This is a genomic window from Ramlibacter alkalitolerans (assembly GCF_016722765.1).
GTDB lineage: Bacteria > Pseudomonadota > Gammaproteobacteria > Burkholderiales > Burkholderiaceae_C > Ramlibacter > Ramlibacter alkalitolerans.
In genome coordinates, this window is the sequence record NZ_JAEQND010000009.1 from 253,693 (window position 1) to 277,346 (window position 23,654).

The window sequence follows — 23,654 nt, forward strand, 5'->3', positions numbered from 1 at the left end:
GGCTTCCGGGCCGCAAAGGAAGCCCGCCCTACAGCTCAGCGCCTTCGACCAGGAAGCGCACGCGGCGCGCGCCCTGCCACTCGTCGGCCTCCAGCCGGAAGGCGATCTTCACCCGGGCCGGCAGCGGCTGGGTGTGGCCGAACCAGATCGCGTCGACCGGCTGGCCCTGGTGGCGCAGCTTGAGCGACAGGTGCTTTTCGGCCACCAGCTTCTGCGACACCACCTCGACTTCCTCGCTGAAGACCGGCGGCGCGAAGCCCTGGCCCCAGACCTCGCCGTGCAGCGCGTCGACCAGGTCCGGCCGGCAGTATTCGCGCGCCAGCGGGCCGTCGGTGTGCAGGCGGCGCAGCAGCGTGGCGGCGTCCAGCCACTCCTGCGCGACCTGCGCCAGCGCCTGCTCGAAGACGTCGAGGTGCTCCTCGGCGATCGTGCAGCCCGCGGCCATCGCGTGGCCGCCGAAGCGCAGCAGCACGCCGGGATGCCGCTTGGCCACCAGGTCCAGCGCATCGCGCAGGTGGAAGCCCGGGATGGAACGCCCGGAGCCCTTGAGCTCGTGCTCGCGCCCCGGTGCCTGGCTGGCGGCGAACACGAAGGTCGGGCGGTGCAACTTGTCCTTGATGCGCGAGGCCACGATGCCGACCACGCCCTCGTGGAAATCCGGATCGAACACGCAGATGGCCGGCGGCGGCTGCTCGCCTTCCTCGAACAGCGCCTCCGCCATGGCGATCGCCTGCTCGCGCATGTCGCCTTCGATCTCGCGCCGCTCGCGGTTGATGGTGTCCAGGGTGCGCGCCAGTTCGTCGGCGCGCGCGGCATCGTCGCTGAGCAGGCACTCGATGCCGATGGTCATGTCGGCCAGGCGCCCGGCTGCGTTGATGCGCGGCCCGAGGGCGAAGCCGAAGTCGAAGGTGGTGGCCGTCTGCGGCTTGCGCGAGGTCACCGCGAACAGGCTGGCCAGCCCGCAGGGCAGGGCGCCGGCGCGGATGCGGCGCAGGCCCTGCGCCACCAGCCGCCGATTGTTGGCATCGAGCTTCACCACGTCGGCGACCGTGCCCAGCGCTACCAGCGGCAGCAGGGCATCGAGCCGGGGCTGTTGCGACGCGTCGAAGGCGCCGCGCTCGCGCAGTTCCGCCCGCAGCGCCAGCAGCACGTAGAACATCACGCCGACGCCGGCGATGGACTTGCTCTCGAAGCCGCAGCCCGGCTGGTTGGGATTGACGATCAGTGCGCCCTCGGGCAGCACGGGGCCAGGGAGGTGGTGGTCGGTCACCAGCACCTGCAGGCCCAGTTCGCGCGCGGCGGCCACGCCGGCGATGCTGGCAATGCCGTTGTCCACGGTGAGCAGCAGGTCGGCGCCGGCGGCTTTCACGCGCTGCGCGATGGCCGGCGTGAGGCCGTAGCCATCGACCACGCGGTCGGGCACGAGGTAGCCCACGTCGCGGGCGCCGAGCAGGCGCAGGCCGCGCACGCCCACCGCGCAGGCGGTGGCGCCGTCGCAGTCGTAGTCGGCGACGATGCAGATGCGCCGGCCGGCCGCGATCGCATCGGCCAGCAGCACGGCGGCCTGCGTCGCGCCCTTGAGTGTCTCGGGCGGCAGCAGCCGGCCCAGGCCGTTGTCCAGTTCTTCGCGGGCGAGCACGCCGCGCGCCGCATACAGGCGCGCCAGCAGCGGGTGGATGCCGGCCTGCTCCAGCGCCCAGGCGGCGCGCGGCGGCACGTCGCGGGTGACGATCTTCACAGGCCCTCCATCAGGTCCGCGACCGTGGTGCTGCCGAACCAGCCGGCCATGCGGTGCCAGCGGCCTGCCGCCACCGAACTCCAGGTGCGCGCGCTGGCGTCGCCGCACAGCGTCAGGCGCACCGGCGTGCCGTGCTCCGCCTCGGCGAGCAGGCGCGGGCCGTCGCGGGCATCGAGCTGGCGCCAGGCTTCGGCCCAGGCGTGCCAGTCGTCGTGCAGGGCGGCGTCGCGCAGGTAGGGCGTGACCTGCAGCCCGTTCGCGGGCCGCGGCGGATGGCCCGGCGGCAGCGCGCCGGTGCCGCTGATCCAGAAGGAGTTGACCGGCAGCAGCCCGCCGCGCTCGCGCTCGTCGTTCAGCGGCAGCGTGTAGAGGAGCATCTGCATTTCCTGCTGCAGCCGCCGCAGCGGGCCCGCGGCGGGGCCAGAGGGCATCCAGGCGTTGGCGATGCGCTGGCCGATGACGCGATCGAGCGATGCGCTCGGCAGGTTGCGGAACGCGTCGCCGCGGGCCAGCCAGCGCAGCGGCGCCTCGTACGCGAGCGTGATGCCGTCTTCGGCGAAGTACGGCTGCATGGCGGCGAGCAGCGCCTGCGAGTCGTCGCCATCGAGTTGCAGCGCCTGCGGGTGTCCCATGTCGATGTGGTCCTGGCCCACGCGCCAGTGCGCCGGCGTGATCCAGGCCCAGCCCTCGGTGCCGGCTTCGCCGCCGGACTGCAGCACCTGCAGCGCCGCCAGCGGGATCAGCCCGTCCACCGGCTGCAGGCCGTGGGCGCGCGCCAGCACGCGCTCGTGCGGCAGCGACAGGCTGTGCGGATCGCCTTCGTCGGTGGCCTCCAGGACGAGGCGGCGCAGCAGCTTGCGGACATTGGGCAAGGCGAGGCCGCGCAGGGCCTCGCGGCAGGGCTCCGCCCGGCAGTGGGCGAAGGGAACGATCAAGTGGACTCCGTCTGACACAGCCATATTGTCGGGGATGCCACAATCCGGCCCGATGCTATATCTTGTCTGAAGGCGCGCCATGGCGCTTCCCTATGAGCTCGTGCTGGGCTGGCGCTACACGCGCGCCGGCCGCGCCACGCGGCGCAACGGCTTCATCTCCTTCATCTCCGGGGTCTCCATGCTCGGGATCTCGCTCGGGGTGGCGGCGCTGATCATCGTGCTGTCGGTGATGAACGGCTTCCAGAAGGAAGTGCGTGACCGCATGCTCAGTGTGGTCTCGCACGTGGAGGTGTACGGCCCCGGCGGCGGCGTGCTACCGGACGTGAACCGCACGCTGGCGGAAGTGCGGCGCAACCCGGAGGTGATAGGCGCGGCGCCCTTCATCGCCACGCAGTCGCTGATCGCGCGCGGCGAGGACATGCGCGGCGCCATCGTGCGCGGCATCGATCCCAAGCTGGAGTCTCAGGTCACGGACCTGGCGACCGCCACCACGCAGGGCACGCTCGACAAGCTGGTGCCCGGCCAGTTCGGCATCGTGCTGGGCGCGGAGCTGGCGCGCAACCTCGGCGTGCAGGCGGGCGATGCCGTCACGCTGATCGCCCCCGGCGGGCAGGTCACGCCGGCCGGCGTGGTGCCGCGCCTCAAGCAGATGACCGTGCTGGGCACCTTCGATTCCGGCCATTTCGAATACGACAGCGGGCTGGTGCTGCTGCACATCGAGGACGCCGAGCGCATCTTCCGCCTCGAGGGGCCGACGGGCGTGCGCCTGAAGCTGCGCGACCTCAATCGCGCCCGCGAGGTGGCGGCCGAACTTTCCAACTCGCTGAGCGGCGACTTCCTGGTGCGCGACTGGACGCGCCAGAACCGTACCTGGTTCGCGGCCGTGCAGCTGGAAAAGCGGATGATGTTCATCATCCTGACGCTGATCGTCGCCGTCGCGGCGTTCAACTTGGTGAGCACGCTGGTGATGACGGTGACCGACAAGCGCGCCGACATCGCGATCCTGCGCACGCTGGGCGCCAGCCCGGGCAGCATCATGGGGATCTTCGTGGTGCAGGGTGCCGCCGTGGGCGTGATCGGCACGATGGCGGGGCTGCTGGTCGGCCTGCTGGTGGCCGCCAACATCGACGTGATCGTGCCGGCGCTCGAACACGCGCTCAACGCCAGCTTCCTGCCCAAGGACATCTACCTGATCAGCCGCATGCCGAGCGATCCGCAGGCCAACGACATCGTGCCGATCGCACTGATCTCGCTGGTGCTGGCCTTCGTCGCCACGCTGTATCCGAGCTGGCGCGCCAGCCGCGTCAATCCGGCGGAGGCGCTGCGCTATGAATGACATCGCGATGCCGCAGGCCGCGCTGGCCGAAGTGCAGCCGCACTCGGGCGTCGTGCTGGCCTGCCAGGGCCTGACCAAGCGCTTCACCGAAGGCGGGCTGGATGTCGAGGTGCTCAAGGGCGTCGACCTCGAGGTGCACGCCGGCGAGACGCTGGCGATCGTCGGCGCTTCGGGCTCGGGCAAGAGCACGCTGCTGCACGTGCTGGGCGGCCTGGACGCGCCCACCAGCGGCAAGGTGCAGCTGATGGGGCGGGAGCTGTCGACGCTGGATCCGGCGACGCAGGGCCGGATGCGCAACGAGCACCTGGGCTTCGTCTACCAGTTCCATCACCTGCTGCCGGAGTTCAGCGCGCTGGACAACGTCGGCATGCCGCTGCGCATCCGCCGGCTGCCGGTGGAACAGGTGCACCAGCAGGCCGCCGAGATGCTCAACGCCGTGGGCCTGAAGGAGCGCATGAAGCACCGCCCGGCCGAACTCTCCGGCGGCGAGCGCCAGCGGGTCGCGATCGCGCGGGCGCTGGTCGCGCATCCGGCCTGCGTGCTGGCCGACGAGCCGACCGGCAACCTCGATCGCGGCACGGCCGACGTGGTGTTCGCGCTGATGCTGCGCCTGGCGCGCGAGCGCGGCACCGCTTTCGTGATGGTCACGCACGACCAGGCGCTGGCGGCGCGTTGCGGGCGGATGCTGCGCTTGACCTTGGGTCGGCTCGGGGAAGCGTAAGCTGGCCGGCCCGAACCGATCCGTCCGAGAGATTGAACGCAGAAGCCGCAAAAGTTACGCAAAAGCCGCAAAAGGGATCCACTTGGAAATGGATTTCCTTTTGCGGCTTTTGCGTACTTTTGCGGCTTCTGCGTTAAGACGTGCTCAAACCCCGCGCGGTGCCAATTACAGGATCCGGTTGAACCACACCAGCGACAGCCCCGCCGACAACAGCGCCAGGCAGGCCGCTGCCATGGCGAACAGCGCCGAGATCTCGGTTTCCTTCTTCTCCACCGTCAGCTTGGAGCTCAGCGCCTCGTAGACCTTGCGCAGGTCCTGGGCGGTGCCGGCATAGAAGTACTCGGCGGAGGTCTTGTTGGCGATCTGCTTGAGCGTGTCCTCGTCCAGCCGCACCCGCATCGACCAGCCCTCGAAGCCGATCGTCTCGCCATCCACCGTGCCGATGCCCACCGTGTAGACGCGCACGCCGCGTTCGGCCGCCATCTTGGCGGCATCCAGCGGGTCGACGCCGGTGGTGCGCTGGCCGTCGGTCAGCATGATGATCGCGGCGGAGGGATACGAGCCCGGCGCGATCGGCTGGAACTCCTTCTTCGGCTTCTTCTCGGTGTCGAGCGACAGGCCGCGCTGGCGCTCGCGGCCGCTCTGCATCGACTCGAGGTCGATGCCCTGGTCGGGGAACAGCGTGGCCAGCGAGATCACGATGGCATTGCCGGTGGCCGTGGCGCGCTGGAGCTGGAAACGGTCGATGGCCGTGACCAGGTCTTCGCGGTTGGTGGTGGGCAGCTGCGCCACCTGGGCCGAGCCGGCGAAGGCGACGATGCCGACCTTCACGGTACGCGGCAGCTCGTTGATGAAGGCCTTGGCGGCGTTCTGCGCGGCGACCAGCCGGTTCGGCTGGACGTCGGTGGCGCGCATGCTGCCCGACACGTCCATGGCGAGGATGATGGTCTGCTGGTTGGACGGCAGCGTGACTACCGCCACCGGGCGCGCCGCCGCCAGCACCAGGGCAACCATGGACAGCAGGAACAGCGCGGGCGGTATGTGCCGGCGCACCTGCTGGCCGCGCCCCATGGCCTCCTTCACGAAGGTGAGCGACGCATAGCGCACCGCCATCTTCTTCTTGCGCCGCATCAGCAGCACGTACAGGCCCACCAGCAGCGGCAGGGCGAGCAGCAGCCAGAGGTTCTGGGGCCAGAGGAATTGCATGGCGGATCTCCGGGATTCAGGCGACGCGCTTCAGGTGCGCGGGCAGGCTGCCAGCCGCCAGCTGGCTGCGGCGCTTGCGCATTTCGATGAAGCGCACGATGGCGTCGACCAGGTCGGCGTCCGTGGACAGTTCGAGCGCGTCCACGCTGCTGCGCGTGAGCGCGTCGCGCAGCTCCGACTCGCGCTGCGCGGCGATGCGGGCGAAGCGCTTGCGAAAGCCCGCGTCGTGCGTGTCCACCACCACCTGCTCGCCGGTCTCGGCGTCGCGCAGGGTGAGCAGGCCGAGGTCGGGCAGGTCCAGCTCCAGTGGATCGAGCACGCGCACCGCGACCACCTCGTGGCGCTGGGCGAGCTGGGCCAGCGGCTGTTCCCACCCCGGCTCGCTGATGAAGTCCGACACCACGTAGACCGTCGAGCGGCGCTTGATCAGGCTGGCGGCGGAGCCCAGCAGGTCCTTCAGGCGCGTGACCTGGCCTTCGACGTGGGGCGGCCGGTCCAGCATCTTGTGCAGCAGGTGCAACACGTGGCGGCGGCCGCTGCGGGTGGGGATCACCGTGTCGACCCCGCTGCCATAGAGCATGGCGCCGACGCGGTTGCCGTGGCGCGTGAGCAGGCGTGCCAGCACGGCGACGAACTCGGCGGAGACGTTGTGCTTGCGCAGTTCGCTGGAGCCGAAGTCGACCGAGGGGCTCAGGTCCATCAGGAACCAGGCCGACATCTCGCGGTCTTCGGTGAACACGCGCACGTAGGGCGACTGCATGCGCGCGGTGACGTTCCAGTCGATGTGGCGGACGTCGTCGTAGACCTGGTATTCGCGCAGGTCGGCCAGGTCGAGCCCGCTGCCGCGCAGCAGCGTGCGGTAGTCGCCCTGCAGCAGGCCATCGAGCCGGCGGATCACCTTCCACTCGAGGCGGCGCAGCACGTGCTCCGCGTGGTGCGCGGCCGTCGCCAGCGGCGCCGGCGCCTCGGGTGCGGCCTCGCGGCCCTTACGCCACCAGCTTTTCATGTTCCAGCGGCTTGGCCGGCGGGGGGATCTTGGCCATGATCTTCTGCACCACGGCGTCGGAGCTCAGGCCCTCGGACAGCGCCTCGTACGAGAGCACGACGCGGTGGCGCAGCACGTCGGGCACGAGGTCGACCATGTCTTCCGGCAGGGCATAGCCGCGGCCGCGCAGCATGGCGAGCGCGCGGGCGCCTTCGGTGAGGTTGATGGTCGCGCGCGGGCTGGCGCCATAGGTGATGAAGCGCGACAGCTCCTTGAGGCCGTGGCGCTCCGGCGTGCGCGTGGCCGAGACGAGCTTGACGGCGTACTGCACCAGCGAGGGATCGACGTAGACCTGGCGGCACTCGCGCTGCAACTGCGCGAGCTGCTCGGTCGTGGCGACGGGCGTGACGTCCACCGAGGGACCGGTGACGCGCTGCACGATGACGAATTCCTCTTCGTCGGTGGGGTAGTCCACCAGCACCTTCATCATGAAGCGGTCGACCTGGGCCTCGGGCAGCGGGTAGGTGCCCTCGGTCTCGATCGGGTTCTGCGTCGCCATCACGAGGAAGGGGTTGGGCACCTTGTGCGACTCGCCGGCGATCGTGACCTGGCGTTCCTGCATCACCTCGAGCAGCGCGCTCTGCACCTTGGCCGGCGCGCGGTTGATTTCGTCGGCCAGAAGCAGGTTGGCGAACACCGGGCCCAGGGAGGTGGCGAACTCGCTGGTCTTCTGGTTGTAGACGCGGGTGCCCACGAGGTCGGCCGGCACCAGGTCGGGCGTGAACTGGATCCGCTTGAACTGGCCGCGCATGGTGTTGGCCAGCGTCTTCACGGTCAGCGTCTTGGCCAGGCCCGGCACGCCTTCGACCAGCAGGTGCCCCTGCGCCAGCATGGCGACCATCACGCGTTCGAGGAACCTGTCCTGCCCGACGACGACGCGCTTGACCTCGTACAGGATCTGTTCCATCAGTTGCGCGGTGGCGCTGTCGGTGCGTGAAAGTTCGGTCATGCTGCTCCTGATCCTGGGGAATGACGAAATGACGGAATGACCCAATGACGGAATGACAGGACGGGGGTGCATTTCGTCATGGCGTTGATGCCCTTCCTCAGAAGGGCGGCAGTCCGGCGGCCGAGGCGGCGTTCTCGATCGGCACGGCGAAGCCGATGCCGATGAACGTGCGCGCGGAAGTCGGGTTGAGGATGGCGGTGACGATGCCCACCACTTCACCATCCATCGTGACCAGCGGACCCCCGGAGTTGCCCGGGTTGGCGGCGGCGTCGAACTGGATCAGGTTCTTCATTTCCTGCTTGCCCTCGGGCGAGCGGAACACCCGGCCCAGCCCGGAGATCACGCCGCCGGAACCCGAGGGCCCGATGCCGAACGGGAAGCCGACGGCCAGCACCTTGTCGCCGGGGGCGAGGTCGCTGGTGGAGCGCATGGTGGCGGCGATCAGGTCGTCGGGGATCTTGCTGGCCTGCAGCACGGCGAGGTCGTTCTCGGCCTGCACGCCGGTGATGGTGGCATCGGCTTCGAGCCCGTCGTAGAAGATCACGCGGACGTGGTCGGCGCCGTGCACCACGTGCAGGTTGGTGAGGATCACGCCCTTGTCGATGATCACCACGCCGGTGCCCACGCCGTTCTCGACCTCGTCGCTGTCGCCGGTCTGGTCGGTGGTCGCCGGGCCGAGCGGCTTCGGCTTGGCGGTCTTGGCGGCGAGCTTCGCCTCCGTATCCTTCAGCCGGCTCTTCTTGACGTAGCTCACCACGCGCACGACGGAGGGCCGGATGTTCTCGTAGGCCCGCGCGTACTCCGACGGCATGACCTGCGTCTCCATCGTCTTGAGCACGGCGGCGTTGATGTCGTCCTGCGTGAGCTTGCGCGGCATGGGCCGCAGCGCCAGGCTCATGGCCAGTGCGATGCCCAGCAGAAGGATCGCGCTCCAGAGGAGCGCGGGACTGGAAGGAGCGAGGCCGAATCGGCGCCGGGGCACGGGCGCCGCGGGCGCCGGCGGGGCCTCGGCGTTGTCCACGGGCGTACCGGGATGGTCGGCTGCCGCGGGCCTTGCAGGGCGGCTGGAACTGTAAAGGGCTGGCCTGCGCATCCGTGATCCTTGGGCTTGTCCGTGAAGACTCCGCGGGCCACGCCGTTGCAGCCCTGGCGGTGAACACACGGTATCACGCTTTTCGGGGCTCTGCACGGCCTGCGCGATGATCATCCCGGATGTGGAAACCCCTTCTATGTGGATAGATACGCACTGCCATCTCGACGCCGGCGAGTTCGCTCGAGACACCGATGCGGTGCGGCAGCGGGCCCGCGCCGCGGGAGTGCTGCACTGCGTGCTGCCGGCGGTGCTGCCGGCCAACTTCGAGGCGGTGCGCGCCCTGGCGCACCGCCATGCCGACAGCTATGCCCTGGGCATCCACCCGCTGTGCACGGGGGAGGCCGGCGAGGAGGACCTGGCGCTGCTCGACCGGGCCCTGGCGGCGGCCCGGGACGACCCGCGCCTGGTCGCCGTCGGCGAGATCGGCCTCGACTATTTCGTGCCGGGGCTGGATGCGGCGAAGCAGGAATATTTCTACCGCGAGCAGTTGCGGCTGGCGCGCCGGCACGCGCTGCCGGTGCTGCTGCACGTACGCCGGTCGGCCGACGGCTTGCTGCGCGAGCTGCGGCGCACGCCGGTGGGCGGCATCGCCCACGCCTTCAACGGCAGCCTGCAGCAGGCGCACGAATTCGTGAAGCTCGGCTTGCGGCTCGGCTTCGGCGGCACCGTCACCTACGAGCGCGCGCTGCAGATCCGCCGGCTGGCGCGCGAACTGCCGCTGGAGGCCCTGGTGCTGGAGACGGACGCGCCCGACATTCCGCCGCGCTGGCTGTACCGGACGGCGGAGGAGCGCGCCGCTGGCCAGCCGCAGGGCCGCAACGAGCCGGGCGAACTCCCCGCCATCGGCGCCGTGCTGGCGCAATTGCGCGGCCTGCCGGTGGACGAACTGGCGGCCGCCACCACCCGCAATGCCGGCGAGGCGCTGCCGCGGCTGGCCGCGCTGCTGGCGTCCGGGACAGGAAACTAGGCCAGCGGCCTGGCCTTCTGCGCCATCCAGGCGAGCTGGGTGTGAAGCTCGTTCTGCAGGCACTGCAGGTGCTGCAGCTCGGCGACCGTGCGCGTCGCCGCCACTTCGAGCTCGTGCCGGGCGTCGATGGCGGCCAGCAGCTGCGCCGGTTCGGGGTGCTGCGTGTCCGCCCCGTCCAGCAGCGCCTGCAGCCGCTGCTGCAACTGCAGGCTCGCCGGGCGCAACTCCTCGTGCAGCAGCTTGCACAAGGCCGTGCGGTGCGCCAGGACCTGGTCGCCCAGGTTGCGTGCGGCCCGCGCGGCGCCGCACAGCCCCTGCACCCGGTGCAGCCTGTCCTGCAGCGCCTCACCCCGGCGGCCGAGCTCCTGCAGCGCGCGCCGCGAGACCTCCGCCGTCGCCGGCGTCCGGCGCGTGGCCAGGGCCTGTTCCATGCCGCCCAGCCAGAGCAGGCCCTGGCGCGCCCGCTTGTCGATGGAGCGGGACTCCATCTGCACTTCGGCCCACAGCAGGCGCGTGAGCGCGGCGTCCGCGGCATGGCGGCCGACGAAATGCAGGCCGAGGGTGGCGAGCCGCTGCGCCGCCGCAGCGAGCGCCGCGGCCTGGCGCCGGAACTCGGCGAACGGGAAGGCGCGGCCGCGGGCGGGCAGGAAGTCGACCGCCGCGCTCGCGTCCTGCAGGGCGTGCAAGGCCCGGTTCAGTTCGCCCAGGGTCCAGGTCGCTTCGGCGTCCTGCAACCGCTCGCGCACGCTGGCCAGGCGCGGCACCCGCCGGCCGGCCAGGCCGTGCAGCACCTGCTGGGCGGCGGCCGCGAGCGAGGAGGCGGAGCGCGTCGGCATCGTGTATTCGGTCATCGCTGGACTCAGGGGAAACCCGGATGCGATGGATTCTGGGGCGCCTGGCGCGGCCGGCTGCGTGACATACGGCACGCGAGCCGGGGGCGCGCCGCATCCGGACCGCTGCGCGCGACGGCCGGGGCCGTGGTGCGCGCAGGCGGTGCGCGATCGTTGCCGGGCAGGGCCTCCGCCGCCCGGATAATCGGCCGCCGTGGCCCGAACAGCGAACCTGCAACTTCCCGAAGTCAACTTCTCCGACCACGGCGACGTCCGCTACCTGCATCTCGGGACCGAATGGATCCAGGGCTCCATGCGGCTGGACGAGCCCTTCGACATCGACCTGGACTACGTGCAGCGCATGATGGCCTGGCTGCTGTTCGTGGAGCCGCAGTCGGTGGCGAAGCGGCACGCCATGCAGCTGGGGCTGGGCGCCGCCGCGCTCACCAAGTTCTGCCACCGCAAGCTGCGCATGAAGACGACGGCCATCGAGCTGAACCCGCAGGTGGTCGCCGCCTGCCGCCTGTGGTTCAAGCTGCCCAAGGACGACACGCGCCTGTCCGTGATCCTGGGCGACGCCGCGCAGGTGGTGGCGCACGATCACTGGCGCGGCCAGGTCGACGCGCTGCAGGTGGACCTGTACGACCACGAAGCGGCCGCCCCGGTCCTGGACAGCGAGGCGTTCTACCGCGACTGCCGCGGCCTGCTGACCGAGGATGGCTGCATGACTGTCAACCTGTTCGGCCGTTCCTCCAGCTACGAGCGCAGCCTGGCGCGCATCCAGTCGGCCTTCGGTGCGGAGGCGGTGTGGGCGTTCCGGCCCACGCGCGAAGGCAACACGGTGGTGCTGGCCCTGCGCGAGCCGGTGCACCCGCGGCGCGGCGAACTGGCCCTGCGCGCCGACGCGATCGCGGACCGCTGGGGGCTGCCGGCGCGGAAATGGCTGCGGGTGTTCAAGCCGGCTGGATGAAGGCGGACAGCCGGGACAGCCGGACAGCCGGACAGCCGAACGCAGAAGCCGCGAAAGCTACGCAGAAACCGCAAAAAAGAAATTCATCATGGGATGTCCTTTTGCGGCTTTTGCGTAGCTTTCGCGGCTTCTGCGTTCATCTCTCCCCGGCCCTTCCCCCCCCACCGCCCACGGCTACCATTCACCCCCATGAGCGCGCACCCCAAGCTGAAGATCTCCGCCCGCACGCCGCCGCGCGGGCCGCTGCAGTGGCGGCAGATGGTGGAGTGGCTCAGCGAGGACGGCGTGATCTCGCCCGAGGAAGCACGGCGCACCATCGCGCGCTGCTCGCAGGCCGAAAGCGCCCAGCATCCGCTCGTGCGGCTGGCCGCGGTCGCGATGACGCGGGCCTCGGATGGCAAGCCGCTGGACCTGGAGATGCTCACGCAGTACCTGGCGGCCCGCGCGCAGATGGACTACCTGCGCATCGATCCGCTGAAGGTGGACGTGGCCAAGGTCGCCGACACGATGAGCGCCGCCTATGCCGAGCGCCATCGCGTGCTGCCGGTGCAGGTCACGGGCAACGAGATCGTCGTCGCCACGGCCGAACCCTTCGTCGCCGACTGGGTCGACGAGGTCGAGCGGCAGTCGCGCCGCAGCGTGCGCCGGGTGGTCTCCAACCCGCAGGAGATCACCCGCTACACGGCCGAATTCTTCGCGCTGGCCAAGTCGGTGCGCGCGGCCCAGAAGGCCGGCAGCAGCGCCACCGCCGCCAGCTTCGAGCAGCTGGTCGAACTGGGCAAGTCCAACAAGCAGCTCGATGCCAACGACCAGGGCGTGGTCCAGGTGGTCGACTGGTTGTGGCAGTACGCCTTCGACCAGCGCGCCAGCGACATCCACCTGGAGCCGCGGCGCGAGCAGGGCGTGATCCGCTTCCGGATCGACGGCGTGCTGCACCCGGTCTACCAGATGCCGCCGGCGGTGCTGAATGCGATGACGGCCCGCATCAAGCTGCTCGGGCGCATGGACGTGGTGGAAAAGCGCCGGCCGCAGGATGGCCGCATCAAGACCCGCAACCCGCGCGGCGACGAGGTCGAGATGCGCCTGTCGACGCTGCCCACGGCCTTCGGCGAGAAGATGGTGATGCGCATCTTCGATCCCGACACGGCGGTGAAGGACCTCGACGCGCTGGGCTTCGCGCCGCACGACGCGCAGCGCTGGGAAGCGCTGGTCCGGCGCGGCCACGGCATCGTGCTGGTGACCGGGCCGACGGGGTCCGGCAAGACGACCACGCTCTATTCGACGCTCAAGCGCCTCGCCACCGAGGAGGTGAACGTCAGCACCGTGGAGGACCCGATCGAGATGATCGAGCCCTCCTTCAACCAGACGCAGGTGCAGACGCAGATCGACTTCGGCTTCGCCGAAGGGCTGCGTGCGCTGATGCGGCAGGACCCCGACATCATCATGGTGGGCGAAATCCGCGACCTCACCACGGCCGACATGGCGGTGCAGGCCGCGCTCACCGGCCACCTCGTGTTCTCCACGCTGCACACCAACGATGCGCCCTCGGCCGTCACCCGGCTGATGGAGCTCGGCGTGCCGGCCTACCTGATCAACGCCACGCTGGTCGGCGTGCTGGCCCAGCGCCTGGTGCGCACCCTGTGCAGGCAGTGCCGCAGCCCCGACCCGGAGTCACCCCGCAGCGCGCTGGACGAGGTGGTCAAGCCCTGGAAGATCACCGGCACCTGGCAGCCGTACCGGCCGGTCGGCTGCGTCGACTGCCGCATGACCGGCTTCCTCGGCCGCATGGGCCTCTACGAACTGCTGGCCGTGACCGAAGGCTTCAAGGAGCAGGTGACGCGCGACCCCTCCATGCATGCGCTGCGCCGGCAAGCGGTGGCCGACGGCATGCGCCCACTGCGGCTGGCGGGCGCGCTGCGCGTGGCCGAGGGCCTGACGACGCTCGAGGAAGTCCTGGCCGCGACACCGTCGCTCGAGTGACAGCTGCGCACCGTCCGCTCGCCGGATGGCGAGGCCCGGCCGCGGGTAACGGGTTGTAGGTGATACCCACATCAGTGGGGCACGTTTGATCCTCCACAATCCGCCGGTCGCAAATCCAAGTCTCAGGAGACAACATGAGAATCAAGAGCCAAAAGGATTTCTGGTCCGGGCTCATGTTCATGGGCGTCGGCATCGCGTTCGCGTGGGGCGCCACGAACTACACGATCGGCGAAGGCGCCCGGATGGGCCCGGGGTATTTCCCGCTGGTGCTCGGCATCCTGCTCACGCTGATCGGCGTGTTCATCACGTTCGAGGCGCTCGTGGTCGAGACCGAGGACGGCGAGCCGATCGGCAAGTGGGCCTGGAAGCCTCTGGGCTTCATCATCGGCGCCAACCTGATCTTCGGCATCCTGCTCGCCGGCCTGCCCAAGATCGGCCTGCCGGCCATGGGCCTGATCGTGGCCATCTACGCGCTCACCTTCGTCTCCAGCCTGGCCGGCGAGGAGCACAACACGAAGGAAGTGGCCGTGCTCGCCACGGTGCTCGCGGTTGGCAGCTACCTCGCGTTCATCGTCCTGCTCAAGCTGCAGTTCCCGGTCTGGCCCAGCTTCATCAGCGGCTGAGAGGAAGAACAACATGGACCTCATTAGCAACCTCTCGCTCGGTTTCGGCGTCGCCTTCACGCCGATCAACCTCCTCTACTGCTTCATCGGCTGCCTGCTCGGCACGCTGATCGGCGTGCTGCCCGGCGTCGGCCCGGTGGCCACGATCGCCATGCTGCTGCCCGCCACCTACGCGCTGCCGCCGGTCTCCGCCCTGATCATGCTGGCCGGCATCTACTACGGCGCGCAGTACGGCGGCTCCACCACCGCCATCCTGGTCAACCTGCCGGGCGAATCGTCCTCGGTGGTGACCGTGATCGACGGCTACCAGATGGCGCGCCAGGGGCGTGCCGGCCCAGCGCTCGCGGCCGCCGGCCTGGGCTCCTTCTTCGCCGGCTGCGTGGGCACCCTGATCCTGGCCGGCTTCGCCGCGCCGCTGACCGAAGTCGCTTTCAAGTTCGGCCCGGCCGAATACTTCTCGCTGATGGTGCTGGGCCTGATCGGCGCCGTGGTGCTGGCTTCCGGCTCGCTGGTCAAGGCCATCGCCATGATCGTGCTGGGCCTGCTGCTGGGGCTGGTGGGCACGGACGTGAACTCCGGCGTCGCCCGCTTCTCGTTCGACATCCCCGAACTCACCGACGGCATCGGCTTCATCACGCTGGCCATGGGCGTGTTCGGCTACGGCGAAATCATCAGCAACCTGGGCAAGAGCGATGAGCATCGCGAGGTCTTCACCAGCAAGGTGCACGGCCTGATGCCCACCAAGGAGGACTTCAAGCGCATGCTGCCGGCCGTGCTGCGCGGCACCGCGCTCGGCTCGGCGCTGGGCATCCTGCCCGGTGGCGGCGCCCTGCTGTCCGCCTTCGCCGCCTACACGGTGGAAAAGAAGACCAAGCTGCACCCGGGCGAAGTGCCCTTCGGCAAGGGCAACATCCGCGGCGTCGCGGCGCCCGAATCGGCCAACAACGCCGGCTCGCAGACCTCCTTCATCCCGCTGCTGACGCTGGGCATCCCGCCCAACGCGGTGATGGCGCTGATGGTGGGCGCCATGACGATCCACAACATCCAGCCGGGCCCGCAGGTGATGACCAGCAACCCGCAGCTGTTCTGGGGCCTGATCGCTTCCATGTGGCTCGGCAACGCGATGCTGGTGATCCTGAACCTGCCGCTGATCGGCATGTGGATCAAGCTGCTCACGGTGCCCTATCGCTGGCTGTTCCCCTCGATCGTGCTGTTCTGCGCCATCGGCGTGTACTCCACGAACAACAACGTGTTCGACATCTGGATGGTCGCGATCTTCGGCGTGGTGGGCTACATGTTCATCAAGCTGGGGTGCGAACCGGCGCCGCTGCTGCTCGGATTCATCCTCGGCCCGATGATGGAGGAGAACCTGCGGCGCGCCCTGCTGCTGTCGCGCGGCGACTGGAGCGTGCTGGTCACGCGCCCGCTGTCCGCCGGCCTGCTCGCCGCCGCCGCCCTGCTGGTGATCATCGTGGCGCTGCCCGCGGTCAAGAGCAAGCGCGAGGAAGCCTTCGTCGAGGACTGACGCGCGTCCCCGCACCGCAACGGAACGGCCCTTCAGGGCCGTTCTTTTTTTCCCCCGACGGCCCGGCTGACGCTAGCATGCGGGCCATCGTGCGTACCTCGACCGTTTCCATCCTGTTCTCCCCGATCATCGTCCTGCTGGGGGCCTGGGCCTGGGTGACCGACTTCGTGACGATCCAGGGCGAGTCGACCATCTACACGGTGGCCTGCAACAACGGCGAGTGGCGCGGCGACACCTGCACCGGCGCGCTCGCGGCGAGCGGCCGCTTCCGCTTCCGCGCGCTGCCGCGGCGCAAGGAAGTGCTGTTCTGGACGCCCGGCAAGAACGAGCCGTCCGGCCGCTTCATCGATTGCCGCATCGAGGACGGCCGCAACTGGACCTGCCCGCCCAGCGCCGATGCGCCGCGGACCATCACGCTGTCGCTGGAGCACGGGCAGGCCACGCACGATGCGACCGGCCGGACGCAATCGTTCCGCGCCGTCTCCAAGTGGCGCTGGATGCTGCTCCGTTGGGGCGTTCCCACGGGGCGCACCGCGGACTACTGAGGCGGCGGAAGGCCGACTCGGCTTTCCGCGACAATGGCCGCGTCCCTCCGCGAACGGCCCCCATGCACCAGCCTTCCGCCCACCCGCAACGGGTGGCGCTGCACAACGAGATCCACGCCCGCCCGCCGGAAGCGATGGCCGCGCCGCTGGCGCTGTCGCACATCGTCATGGTGGGCGACACCGCGCACCGGGAAGCCAGCCGCGCGCACCTGGCGGCCCTGCTGCGCGACCACCACCTGCCGCAACCGGACGCCCAGAGCACGCACGTGCGGCTCGAGGTAGCGGGCGTGCGCATCCGCTGGGAGCTGCACACCGAATTCGTGACCTGGACCTTCTCGCGCGCCTTCGATGCCGCGGGCTTCGGCCAGCACGAGCCCGTCGCCGCCGTGCAATCGGTGCCGCAGGACTGGCTGGCCGGGCTGCCGGGTCAGATGCTGGCGGCCCTGCACCTGTGGGTGCTGGCCGGCGACGCCGAGGCCGGCGAGCTCTCGCTCACGCGCCACGTGCTGCACGAGGAGACGCTGGTCGGCTCCGCGGTGGCCGACGGCCAGGCGCGCGTGTTCACCGATTTCGCGCTGCATGCCGACGGCTGGTCGCGCATGGTGCTGATGGCCGACGGCCTGGCGCCGCGGCGACTCGGCCGGCTGGTGCAGCGCCTGCTGGAGATCGACACCTACCGGATGGCGGCCCTGCTGGGGCTGCCGGCTGCGCGTGAATCGTCCGCCCTGCTGGCCGTCGCCGAGGGCGAACTCGCGGCGCTGGCGGAGGCGATCCGCCTGGCCGGCCGCCACGAGGAGCCCCAGTTGCTGGACCGGCTCACGCGCCTGGCCGGCCAGGTGGAGAGCCACTACGCGGCCACCCACTCGCGCTTCTCGGCCAGCGCCGCCTATTTCGAGCTGGTGGACCAGCGCCTGCAGGACATCCACGAGCAGCGCATCGCGGGCCTGCAGCCGCTGGGCGAATTCTTCGAGCGGCGCCTGTCCCCGGCGCGCGCCACCTGCGCCTGGTCGGTGCGGCGGCAGGATGCGCTGTCGCAGCGCGTCTCGCGCATCAGCAACCTGCTGCGCACCCGGGTGGAGATCGAGCAGCAGCAAAGCAGCCAGGCCCTGCTGGCCACGATGAACCGCCGGCAGGACCTGCAGCTGCAGTTGCAGGCCACGGTGGAAGGCCTGTCGGTGGCGGCGATCACCTACTACATCGTGGGCCTGGTCAGCTACGTCGCCAAGGGCGCGGGCGCGATCGGCTGGCCCTTCAGCCCGGAGGCGACGGCAGCCTGCGCGATCCCGATCGTGGCCGGCGGCGTGTGGCTGTCGCTGCGGCGGCTGCACGCCCGCCTGCTGGCGCACCGCTGAGGGCGGGGCGGGCGCGGCACCGATATCATGCGGCCTTCATTCCACAAGGGCAGGATCACATGAACCTGGGCATCACGGGCAAATGGGCGCTGGTCTGCGGCGCCAGCAAGGGACTGGGCTACGGCTGCGCGCAGGCGCTGGCGCGCGAGGGCGCGCATGTCGTGATCGTGGCGCGCGGCGCCGAGGCGCTGCAGGCCGCCGCCGAGCGGCTGCGCCAGGACGCCGAAGTGCCGCAGGGCACGCAGGTGGAGCCGATCGCGGTGGACATCACCACGGCGGAAGGCCGCGCGAAGGTGTTCGCGTTCCGCAAGGACTACGACATCGTCGTCACCAACGCCGGCGGGCCCCCGCCGGGTGACTTCCGCGACTGGGACCGCGAGGCGTGGATCAAGGCGGTGGATGCCAACATGCTGACGCCGATCGAGCTGATCAAGGCGACGGTGGACGGCATGGCGGAGCGCGGCTTCGGCCGCATCGTGAACATCACGTCGAGCTCGGTGAAGTCGCCGATCGACATCCTGGGCTTGTCGAACGGCGCGCGCAGCGGCCTGACCGGCTTCGTCGCCGGCGTGGCGCGCACCACGAAGCTGGCGTCGAACAACGTGACGATCAACAACCTGCTGCCGGGAACCTTCGACACCGACCGCATCAAGACGACGCTGGAAGGCAGCGCGAAGAAAACGGGCAAGTCGGTCGACGAAGTGCGCCAGCTGCGCGTGAACGCGATCCCCGCGCGCCGCCTGGGCACGCCCGACGAATTCGGCACCGCCTGCGCCTTCCTCTGCAGCGCCCAGGCCAGCTACGTCACCGGCCAGAACTTCCTGATCGACGGCGGCGCGTACCCGGGGACGTACTGAATCGGGAGCGGACAGCCGAACGCTAAAGCCGCGAAGGTTGCGCAAAAGCCGCAAAAGAACATCCTTCCAAGTGGATTCCTTTTGCGGTCTTTGCGTAACCTTTGCGGCTTCTGCGTTCGGCTGTCCGATTCCTTCCCTTCACCGCCGCGAAGAAATGACGATGCCGGCCACGATCAGGGCGAAGGCGAGGGCGTGGAACAGGCGCGGGGGTTCGCCCAGGAAGGCGGCCGAGAACAGTGCGGCGAACAGCGGCGTGAGGTTCGAGAAGAAGCCCGCGATGTTCGGGCCCACGCGCTGCACGCCCAGGCCCCAGCAGCGGTAGGCCAGCAGCGCCGGGCCGATGGCCACATAGGCCAGAGCGGCGGCCAGCGGCCAGCCCCACTGCGTCTGCTGCGTCGTGACGGCGGCCTCGCCGGCGGCGAACAAGGCCGACCACGCCACGCCGGGCACCAATTGCGCCATCAGGAAACCGGCCCAGTCGGAGCGCACCTCCGGCGGATCGCCCGGGCGCGTGAGCAGCCAGCTGTAGACCGACCACGCGGCGGTGGCCAGCAGCATCAGGAGGTCGCCGGGCACGAATCGCACTTCGGCCAGATGGGCCGCATCGCCGCGGCACAGCACCACCAGCACGCCCGCGATCGACAGCGCCGCGCCCACCACCTGGCGGCGCGTGATGCGGTGCTCGAAGAACAGCGCCCCCAGTCCCAGCATGAAGAAGGGCATGCTCGAAGCCACCAGCGTCACGTTGATCGGCGTCGAGGTCTTGACCGCCATGTACTGCAGCGCGTTGTAGCAGCCCACCCCCAGCAGCCCCAGCACCGCATAGCGCCGCATGCGCGGCCAGATCGGGCTGGTGGCGCGCAACAGGCGCCACGCGAACGGCAGCAGCAGCAGGAAGGCCAGGCCCCAGCGCAGGAAGTTCAGCGCCAGCGGCGGCACCAGCGGCGCGACCACCCGGCCCACCACCGCATTGCCCGCCCACAGCATGGGCGGCAGCGTGAGCAGCATGGCGGTCGGGAAGGTCAGGCGCTGGGTCATCGGCAGCCCGGGACTGTACGCCCGCGCCGGCGCGGCGCGCTGAGGCGGCGCTGACGAAATCGTGGCACGATGCGCGCCATTCGTGCACAGCCCAAGGCAAGGAGACTCTCACATGGTCACGGCAGTCCAGATCCGCCAGCATGGCGGCCCCGAGCAGATGGAACTGGTGGACATCGAGGTGGGCCAGCCCGGCCCCGGCCAGATCCGCATCCGGCACAAGGCCATCGGCCTGAACTTCATCGACGTCTACCAGCGCACGGGCCTCTACCCGCAGCAGATGCCGCTGACGCTCGGCATGGAAGGCTCCGGCATCGTCGAGGCGGTGGGCGAAGGCGTCACGCACCTGAAGGCCGGCGACCGCGCGGCCTATGCCAGCCATCCGCCCGGTTCCTATTCGGAAGTGCGCGTGATGCCGGCGAAGAACGTCTGCAAGCTGCCCGATGCGATCAGCTTCGAGACCGGTGCTGCGATGATGCTCAAGGGCCTGACGGCGCAGTACCTGCTCAAGCGCACGCAGCCGCAGGGCGGCCTGCAGCCGGGCGACTTCGTGCTGTTCCACGCGGCCGCCGGCGGCGTCGGCCTGATCGCCGTGCAGTGGGCCAAGGCGATGGGCCTGCGCCTGATCGGCACCGCCGGCAGCGACGAGAAGTGCGAGCTTGCCAAGTCGCTGGGCGCCGAGTTCATGATCAACTACAGCAAGGAAGACTTCCTGCCGCGCGTCAAGGAGATCACCGGCGGCAAGGGCGTGAAGGTGGTCTACGACTCGGTCGGCAAGGACACCTGGGACAAGTCGCTCGACTGCCTGCGGCCCTTCGGCCTGATGGCGAGCTTCGGCAATGCGTCGGGCCCGGTGCCGCCCTTCGCGCCCGGCCTCCTGGGCAACAAGGGTTCGCTGTACGTGACGCGGCAGACGCTGTTCACGCACATCGCCACGCGCGAGGCGAACCAGGAAATGGCCGACGACCTGTTCGAGGCCGTCACCAGCGGCAAGGTGCAGATCCGCATCGACCAGCGCTTCCCGCTGGCGCAGGTGCGCGAAGCCCACCAGGCGCTGGAAGCGCGCAAGACCACCGGTTGCACCATCCTCACGGTCTGATGCGCGCCGGCGCGCTGCGGCTCGCACCCGCGTGGCGCGCCCACCTGCACGCGGCCGCGGATTGTCCGCCGCGGCGGCCGCGCGTGCCCCTGACCTGGCGCGGCGAACGCATCGGCTCGGTGGAGCCCGAGTTGTTCGAGCGCGCGGCCCTGGTCGGCAGTCCCCTGCTGCGCTGGCGGGACGTGCAGGGCACGTGGGAGGTGGTCGGCGAGCTGAGCGCGTCGCTGGCCTGGATCGCCTTTGCGCTGCGTGATCGCGGACTCGCCCACGCGTGGCGCGACGAGCAGCTCGCGGTGCGCAATGAGGCCGGCGCGGTGCTCGGTACGGTGGAGCGGGCCGTGGTGCGGCCGCTGGGCATCGCCACGCAGGCGGTGCACCTCGTGGCCATCGGCCGGGGCGGCGCCCACTGGGTGCAACAACGCGCCTTCGACAAGGCAACCGACCCTGGCCTGTGGGACACGCTGGTCGGCGGCATGGTCCCGGCGCGGGATTCGGTCGAAGAGGCCCTAGCGCGCGAAACCTGGGAGGAGGCCGGCTTGCGGCTCGAACAGGTGCGCGACCTGCGCTACGGCGGCCGGCTGCTGACGCGCCGGCCGTTTCGCGAACTGGCGCACGGCTATGTCGTGGAAGCGATCGAGTGGTATGCGTGCACCTTGCCCCCCGGCGTGGCGCCCGCGAACCAGGACGGCGAAGTGGCGGGTTTTCGCTGCATGGAGCCGGCCGAGGTGGAGGGGCGGCTGGAAGCGGAAGGCTTCACGATCGATGCATCGCTGGTGCTGGAGGCGGCTTTCGCTTCGCGCTGAACGCTGGGGTTCCGGCGCTGACGCGCGTCACCGCCAGCCTACGGGCCGCGACAGCCCAAACCGCGCCACCTACGAGCGCGCCCGCTTGCGCCCCGTCGCGGGCGCGCCGCCCACCATCTGCTCCAGCACCGCGAACACCGCGGCCGTGTCCGCATCTCCGTGCCCCAACGCCATCGCCGCGTTGTAGACCGGCAGGCAGGCTGCGAACAACGGTGCCGGCGTGGCGGTGCCCTGCAGCAGCTCGTTGATCAGGCGCATGTCCTTCTGCCAGGTCGAGACCTTCATGGTCGCCTTGTCCCACGAGCGGTCCACCATCACCGGGCCGCGCACCTGGAACATGCGCGAGCCGCCGGCGCCGTCGGCCACCACCTCGACGATCTGCGCCGGATCGAGCCCGGCGCGCGCGCCCATCAGGATGGCCTCGGCGGTGGAGACGTTGTGGATCGCCACCAGCAGATTGGCCACCAGCTTCATGCGCGTGCCGTTGCCGAAGGCGCCGACGTCGTAGCGGGCCCGCGCGAAGCCCTCGAACACCGGCGCGAAGGCCTTGATCGCTGCTGCCTCGCCGCTCGCGTACACCGCGAGGTCGCGATTCACGGCCTGCGCGCCCGTTCCGGACAAGGGGCAGTCCAGCAGCGTGATGCCGTGCTCCGCCAGCAGGTCGTGCGCGCGCCGCTTCGCGCTTTCCGGCAGGGTGCTGGTCTCGGCGACCACCAGGCGTTTCGTGGACGAGGCGATCAGCTCCCCGCACACCGCCTCGAGCGCTGCTTCGCTGGGCAGCGAGAGCACGATGAAGCGGGCCTCGTGCGCGACCTCCGTGGCGCTGGCGAAGGCCGTGCCGCCGGCGTCCGCGAGCTTGCGCCGCGCGCGCGCCACCGGATCGCTGCCGAACACCGCGAAGCCCGCCTTCAGGAGGTTGGCGGACATCGCCGATCCCATGATGCCGAGCCCCACCACGCCGACGGCGGTGCCCGCCGCGGCCTTGCCGTTCCTGCTGTTCTTCACTCGCCCTTGATGTTGTTGTCGGCCACGAGCTTCGTGTACTTGGATGTCTCCGCCGCCAGGAAGGCGCGGAATTCATCCTGCGTGCTGGCCTGCGCTTCCACGCCCAGGTCCGCGAACTTCGCTTTCAGCTCGGGATCCGCCATGACCTTGACCAGCGCCGCGTGGTAGTTGTCGACGATCGCCTTGGGCGTGCCCGCCGGCAGGAACACGCCCCACCAGTTCTCGGCCACGATGCCGGAAAGCCCCGCCTCGGCAAACGTCGGGATCTCGGGGAACATCTTCGAGCGCGCGGCGCCGGTGCTGGCGATCGGGCGCAGCTTGCTGGTCTTGATGAACTGCGACACGGGCAGCGCATCGGCCACCATCATGTCGATGTGCCCGGCCAGCAGGTCGTTCACGGCCTGGCCGCCGCCCTTGTAGTTGATGCCGTTCATCCTGACCTTGGCCTGCCGCATGATCAGCTCCCCACCGAGGTGCGCCATGCTGCCCGGCCCGCTGGTGCCGAAGCTCACCTGCCCCGGCTTCGCGCGCGCGGCGGTGAGGATGTCCTGCAGCGACTTGTAGGGCGAGTTGGCCGGCACGACGAGGATGTTGGCGCCGGTGGCGGTGAGCGCCACCGGGACGAAGTCCTTCTCCATGCTGTAGGGCACCTTGCTGATCAGCGGGTTCACGGCCACGGGGCCGAGGTTGCCGACCACGAAGGTGTGGCCGTCCGCCGGCTGGCGCGCCGCGTATTCCATGCCGATGGAACCGGCCGCGCCCGGCTTGCTTTCGATCACCACCGGCTGGCCCCAGTGTTCCTGCAGCTTCTGTCCCATGATGCGCGCCATGAGGTCGGAGCTGCCGCCGGCGGGATAGGTGACGACGAGGTGCACGGGCTTGGTGGGGAAGGCCTGCGCGTGCGCTGCGACGGGTGCGATGCATGCGCAGGCCAGGGCCAGCAGGAGGCGGTGTGCATGGCGGCGGGACGGCAAGAGGGCTCTCATCCGATTCACTCCTTGTTGCAACACGGTGTGCGCCCCCGGGGAAAACACGGCGTG

Annotated in this window: 22 protein-coding genes; 12 read left to right on the forward strand and 10 right to left on the reverse strand. The window is 70.0% G+C overall.

The window, feature by feature from the left end; genetic code table 11:
- Window positions 1-28: 28 nt before the first annotated feature.
- Both recJ and JI746_RS17725 read right to left on the reverse strand, forming a co-directional pair.
- Window positions 29-1,738 carry a single-stranded-DNA-specific exonuclease RecJ gene (gene recJ / locus JI746_RS17720; protein ID WP_201691387.1) on the reverse strand — a complete coding sequence of 570 codons (1,710 nt, stop codon included), beginning with the start codon at window positions 1,736-1,738 and terminating at the stop codon, window positions 29-31.
- Window positions 1,735-2,673 carry a phosphoglycerate mutase gene (locus tag JI746_RS17725; protein ID WP_236599917.1) on the reverse strand — a complete coding sequence of 313 codons (939 nt, stop codon included), beginning with the start codon at window positions 2,671-2,673 and terminating at the stop codon, window positions 1,735-1,737. The genes recJ and JI746_RS17725 overlap by 4 nt, the downstream gene beginning before the upstream one ends.
- Window positions 2,674-2,752: 79 nt before the next feature.
- On the opposite strand from JI746_RS17725, the gene JI746_RS17730 reads away from it, so the two are divergent.
- Entirely contained in the window at window positions 2,753-4,009 is a 1,257-nt protein-coding gene (locus tag JI746_RS17730) for a lipoprotein-releasing ABC transporter permease subunit (RefSeq protein ID WP_201691391.1), read from the forward strand.
- Window positions 4,002-4,730, forward strand: coding sequence for a lipoprotein-releasing ABC transporter ATP-binding protein LolD (lolD, locus tag JI746_RS17735; RefSeq protein ID WP_408004111.1), 729 nt, complete (start codon window positions 4,002-4,004; stop codon window positions 4,728-4,730). Before JI746_RS17730 ends, lolD begins: the two co-directional genes overlap by 8 nt.
- Before the next feature lie 165 nt (window positions 4,731-4,895).
- Here the strand turns inward: lolD and JI746_RS17740 are convergent, their stop codons facing one another.
- From JI746_RS17740 to JI746_RS17755, 4 genes are all read right to left on the reverse strand, one after another.
- Window positions 4,896-5,936 carry a VWA domain-containing protein gene (locus tag JI746_RS17740; protein ID WP_201691393.1) on the reverse strand — a complete coding sequence of 347 codons (1,041 nt, stop codon included), beginning with the start codon at window positions 5,934-5,936 and terminating at the stop codon, window positions 4,896-4,898.
- Window positions 5,937-5,952: 16 nt separating this feature from the next.
- Entirely contained in the window at window positions 5,953-6,942 is a 990-nt protein-coding gene (locus JI746_RS17745) for a DUF58 domain-containing protein (protein ID WP_201691395.1), read from the reverse strand.
- Complete coding sequence (locus JI746_RS17750; RefSeq protein WP_201691397.1) at window positions 6,923-7,930, reverse strand: AAA family ATPase; 1,008 nt, start codon at window positions 7,928-7,930, stop codon at window positions 6,923-6,925. Before JI746_RS17750 ends, JI746_RS17745 begins: the two co-directional genes overlap by 20 nt.
- A gap of 97 nt (window positions 7,931-8,027) precedes the next feature.
- A complete protein-coding gene (locus JI746_RS17755) occupies window positions 8,028-9,023 on the reverse strand; it encodes a S1C family serine protease (RefSeq protein WP_201691398.1) in 996 nt (331 codons plus the stop codon).
- 136 nt (window positions 9,024-9,159) lie between these two features.
- Here JI746_RS17755 and JI746_RS17760 point away from each other — a divergent pair, with 136 nt between their 5' ends.
- Complete coding sequence (locus JI746_RS17760) at window positions 9,160-9,990, forward strand: TatD family hydrolase (protein WP_236599934.1); 831 nt, start codon at window positions 9,160-9,162, stop codon at window positions 9,988-9,990.
- Here JI746_RS17760 and JI746_RS17765 read toward each other — a convergent pair.
- Window positions 9,987-10,841 (reverse strand): hypothetical protein, encoded by an 855-nt coding sequence (locus tag JI746_RS17765; RefSeq protein ID WP_201691401.1) that lies wholly within the window; start codon window positions 10,839-10,841, stop codon window positions 9,987-9,989. The genes JI746_RS17760 and JI746_RS17765 overlap by 4 nt on opposite strands.
- A 193-nt stretch (window positions 10,842-11,034) precedes the next feature.
- On the opposite strand from JI746_RS17765, the gene JI746_RS17770 reads away from it, so the two are divergent.
- From JI746_RS17770 to JI746_RS17800, 7 genes are all read left to right on the forward strand, one after another.
- Window positions 11,035-11,790 (forward strand): class I SAM-dependent methyltransferase, encoded by a 756-nt coding sequence (locus tag JI746_RS17770; RefSeq protein WP_201691402.1) that lies wholly within the window; start codon window positions 11,035-11,037, stop codon window positions 11,788-11,790.
- A 189-nt stretch (window positions 11,791-11,979) separates the two neighbouring features.
- A complete protein-coding gene (locus JI746_RS17775; protein WP_201691403.1) occupies window positions 11,980-13,770 on the forward strand; it encodes a GspE/PulE family protein in 1,791 nt (596 codons plus the stop codon).
- Between the two features lie 134 nt (window positions 13,771-13,904).
- A complete protein-coding gene (locus tag JI746_RS17780; RefSeq protein WP_201691404.1) occupies window positions 13,905-14,393 on the forward strand; it encodes a tripartite tricarboxylate transporter TctB family protein in 489 nt (162 codons plus the stop codon).
- A gap of 13 nt (window positions 14,394-14,406) precedes the next feature.
- On the forward strand, window positions 14,407-15,918 hold the full coding sequence (locus JI746_RS17785) for a tripartite tricarboxylate transporter permease (RefSeq protein ID WP_201691405.1): 1,512 nt from the start codon (window positions 14,407-14,409) through the stop codon (window positions 15,916-15,918).
- An 89-nt stretch (window positions 15,919-16,007) separates the two neighbouring features.
- A complete protein-coding gene (locus JI746_RS17790) occupies window positions 16,008-16,463 on the forward strand; it encodes a hypothetical protein (RefSeq protein ID WP_201691406.1) in 456 nt (151 codons plus the stop codon).
- A gap of 62 nt (window positions 16,464-16,525) precedes the next feature.
- Window positions 16,526-17,815: a DUF3422 family protein gene (locus tag JI746_RS17795; protein ID WP_201691407.1), complete on the forward strand. Its 1,290-nt coding sequence runs from the start codon at window positions 16,526-16,528 to the stop codon at window positions 17,813-17,815.
- 59 nt (window positions 17,816-17,874) lie between these two features.
- The gene (locus tag JI746_RS17800) at window positions 17,875-18,672 is read left to right on the forward strand and encodes an SDR family oxidoreductase (protein WP_201691409.1); all 798 of its coding nucleotides are present in this window, start codon (window positions 17,875-17,877) and stop codon (window positions 18,670-18,672) included.
- Window positions 18,673-18,810: 138 nt separating this feature from the next.
- Here the strand turns inward: JI746_RS17800 and JI746_RS17805 are convergent, their stop codons facing one another.
- Complete coding sequence (locus tag JI746_RS17805) at window positions 18,811-19,710, reverse strand: DMT family transporter (protein WP_201691411.1); 900 nt, start codon at window positions 19,708-19,710, stop codon at window positions 18,811-18,813.
- Between the two features lie 112 nt (window positions 19,711-19,822).
- Between JI746_RS17805 and JI746_RS17810 the strand changes: the two genes are divergently transcribed.
- Together JI746_RS17810 and JI746_RS17815 are read left to right on the forward strand one after the other, a co-directional pair.
- Window positions 19,823-20,806: a quinone oxidoreductase family protein gene (locus tag JI746_RS17810; RefSeq protein WP_201691413.1), complete on the forward strand. Its 984-nt coding sequence runs from the start codon at window positions 19,823-19,825 to the stop codon at window positions 20,804-20,806.
- The gene (locus tag JI746_RS17815; RefSeq protein WP_201691415.1) at window positions 20,806-21,609 is read left to right on the forward strand and encodes an NUDIX hydrolase; all 804 of its coding nucleotides are present in this window, start codon (window positions 20,806-20,808) and stop codon (window positions 21,607-21,609) included. The genes JI746_RS17810 and JI746_RS17815 overlap by 1 nt, the downstream gene beginning before the upstream one ends.
- Window positions 21,610-21,678: 69 nt before the next feature.
- On the opposite strand, the gene JI746_RS28035 is transcribed toward JI746_RS17815, so the two are convergent.
- Together JI746_RS28035 and JI746_RS17825 are read right to left on the reverse strand one after the other, a co-directional pair.
- Window positions 21,679-22,614, reverse strand: coding sequence for an NAD(P)-dependent oxidoreductase (locus JI746_RS28035; RefSeq protein WP_201691417.1), 936 nt, complete (start codon window positions 22,612-22,614; stop codon window positions 21,679-21,681).
- Window positions 22,611-23,600, reverse strand: coding sequence for a Bug family tripartite tricarboxylate transporter substrate binding protein (locus JI746_RS17825; RefSeq protein ID WP_201691419.1), 990 nt, complete (start codon window positions 23,598-23,600; stop codon window positions 22,611-22,613). Before JI746_RS17825 ends, JI746_RS28035 begins: the two co-directional genes overlap by 4 nt.
- Between the last annotated feature and the right edge of the window lie 54 nt (window positions 23,601-23,654).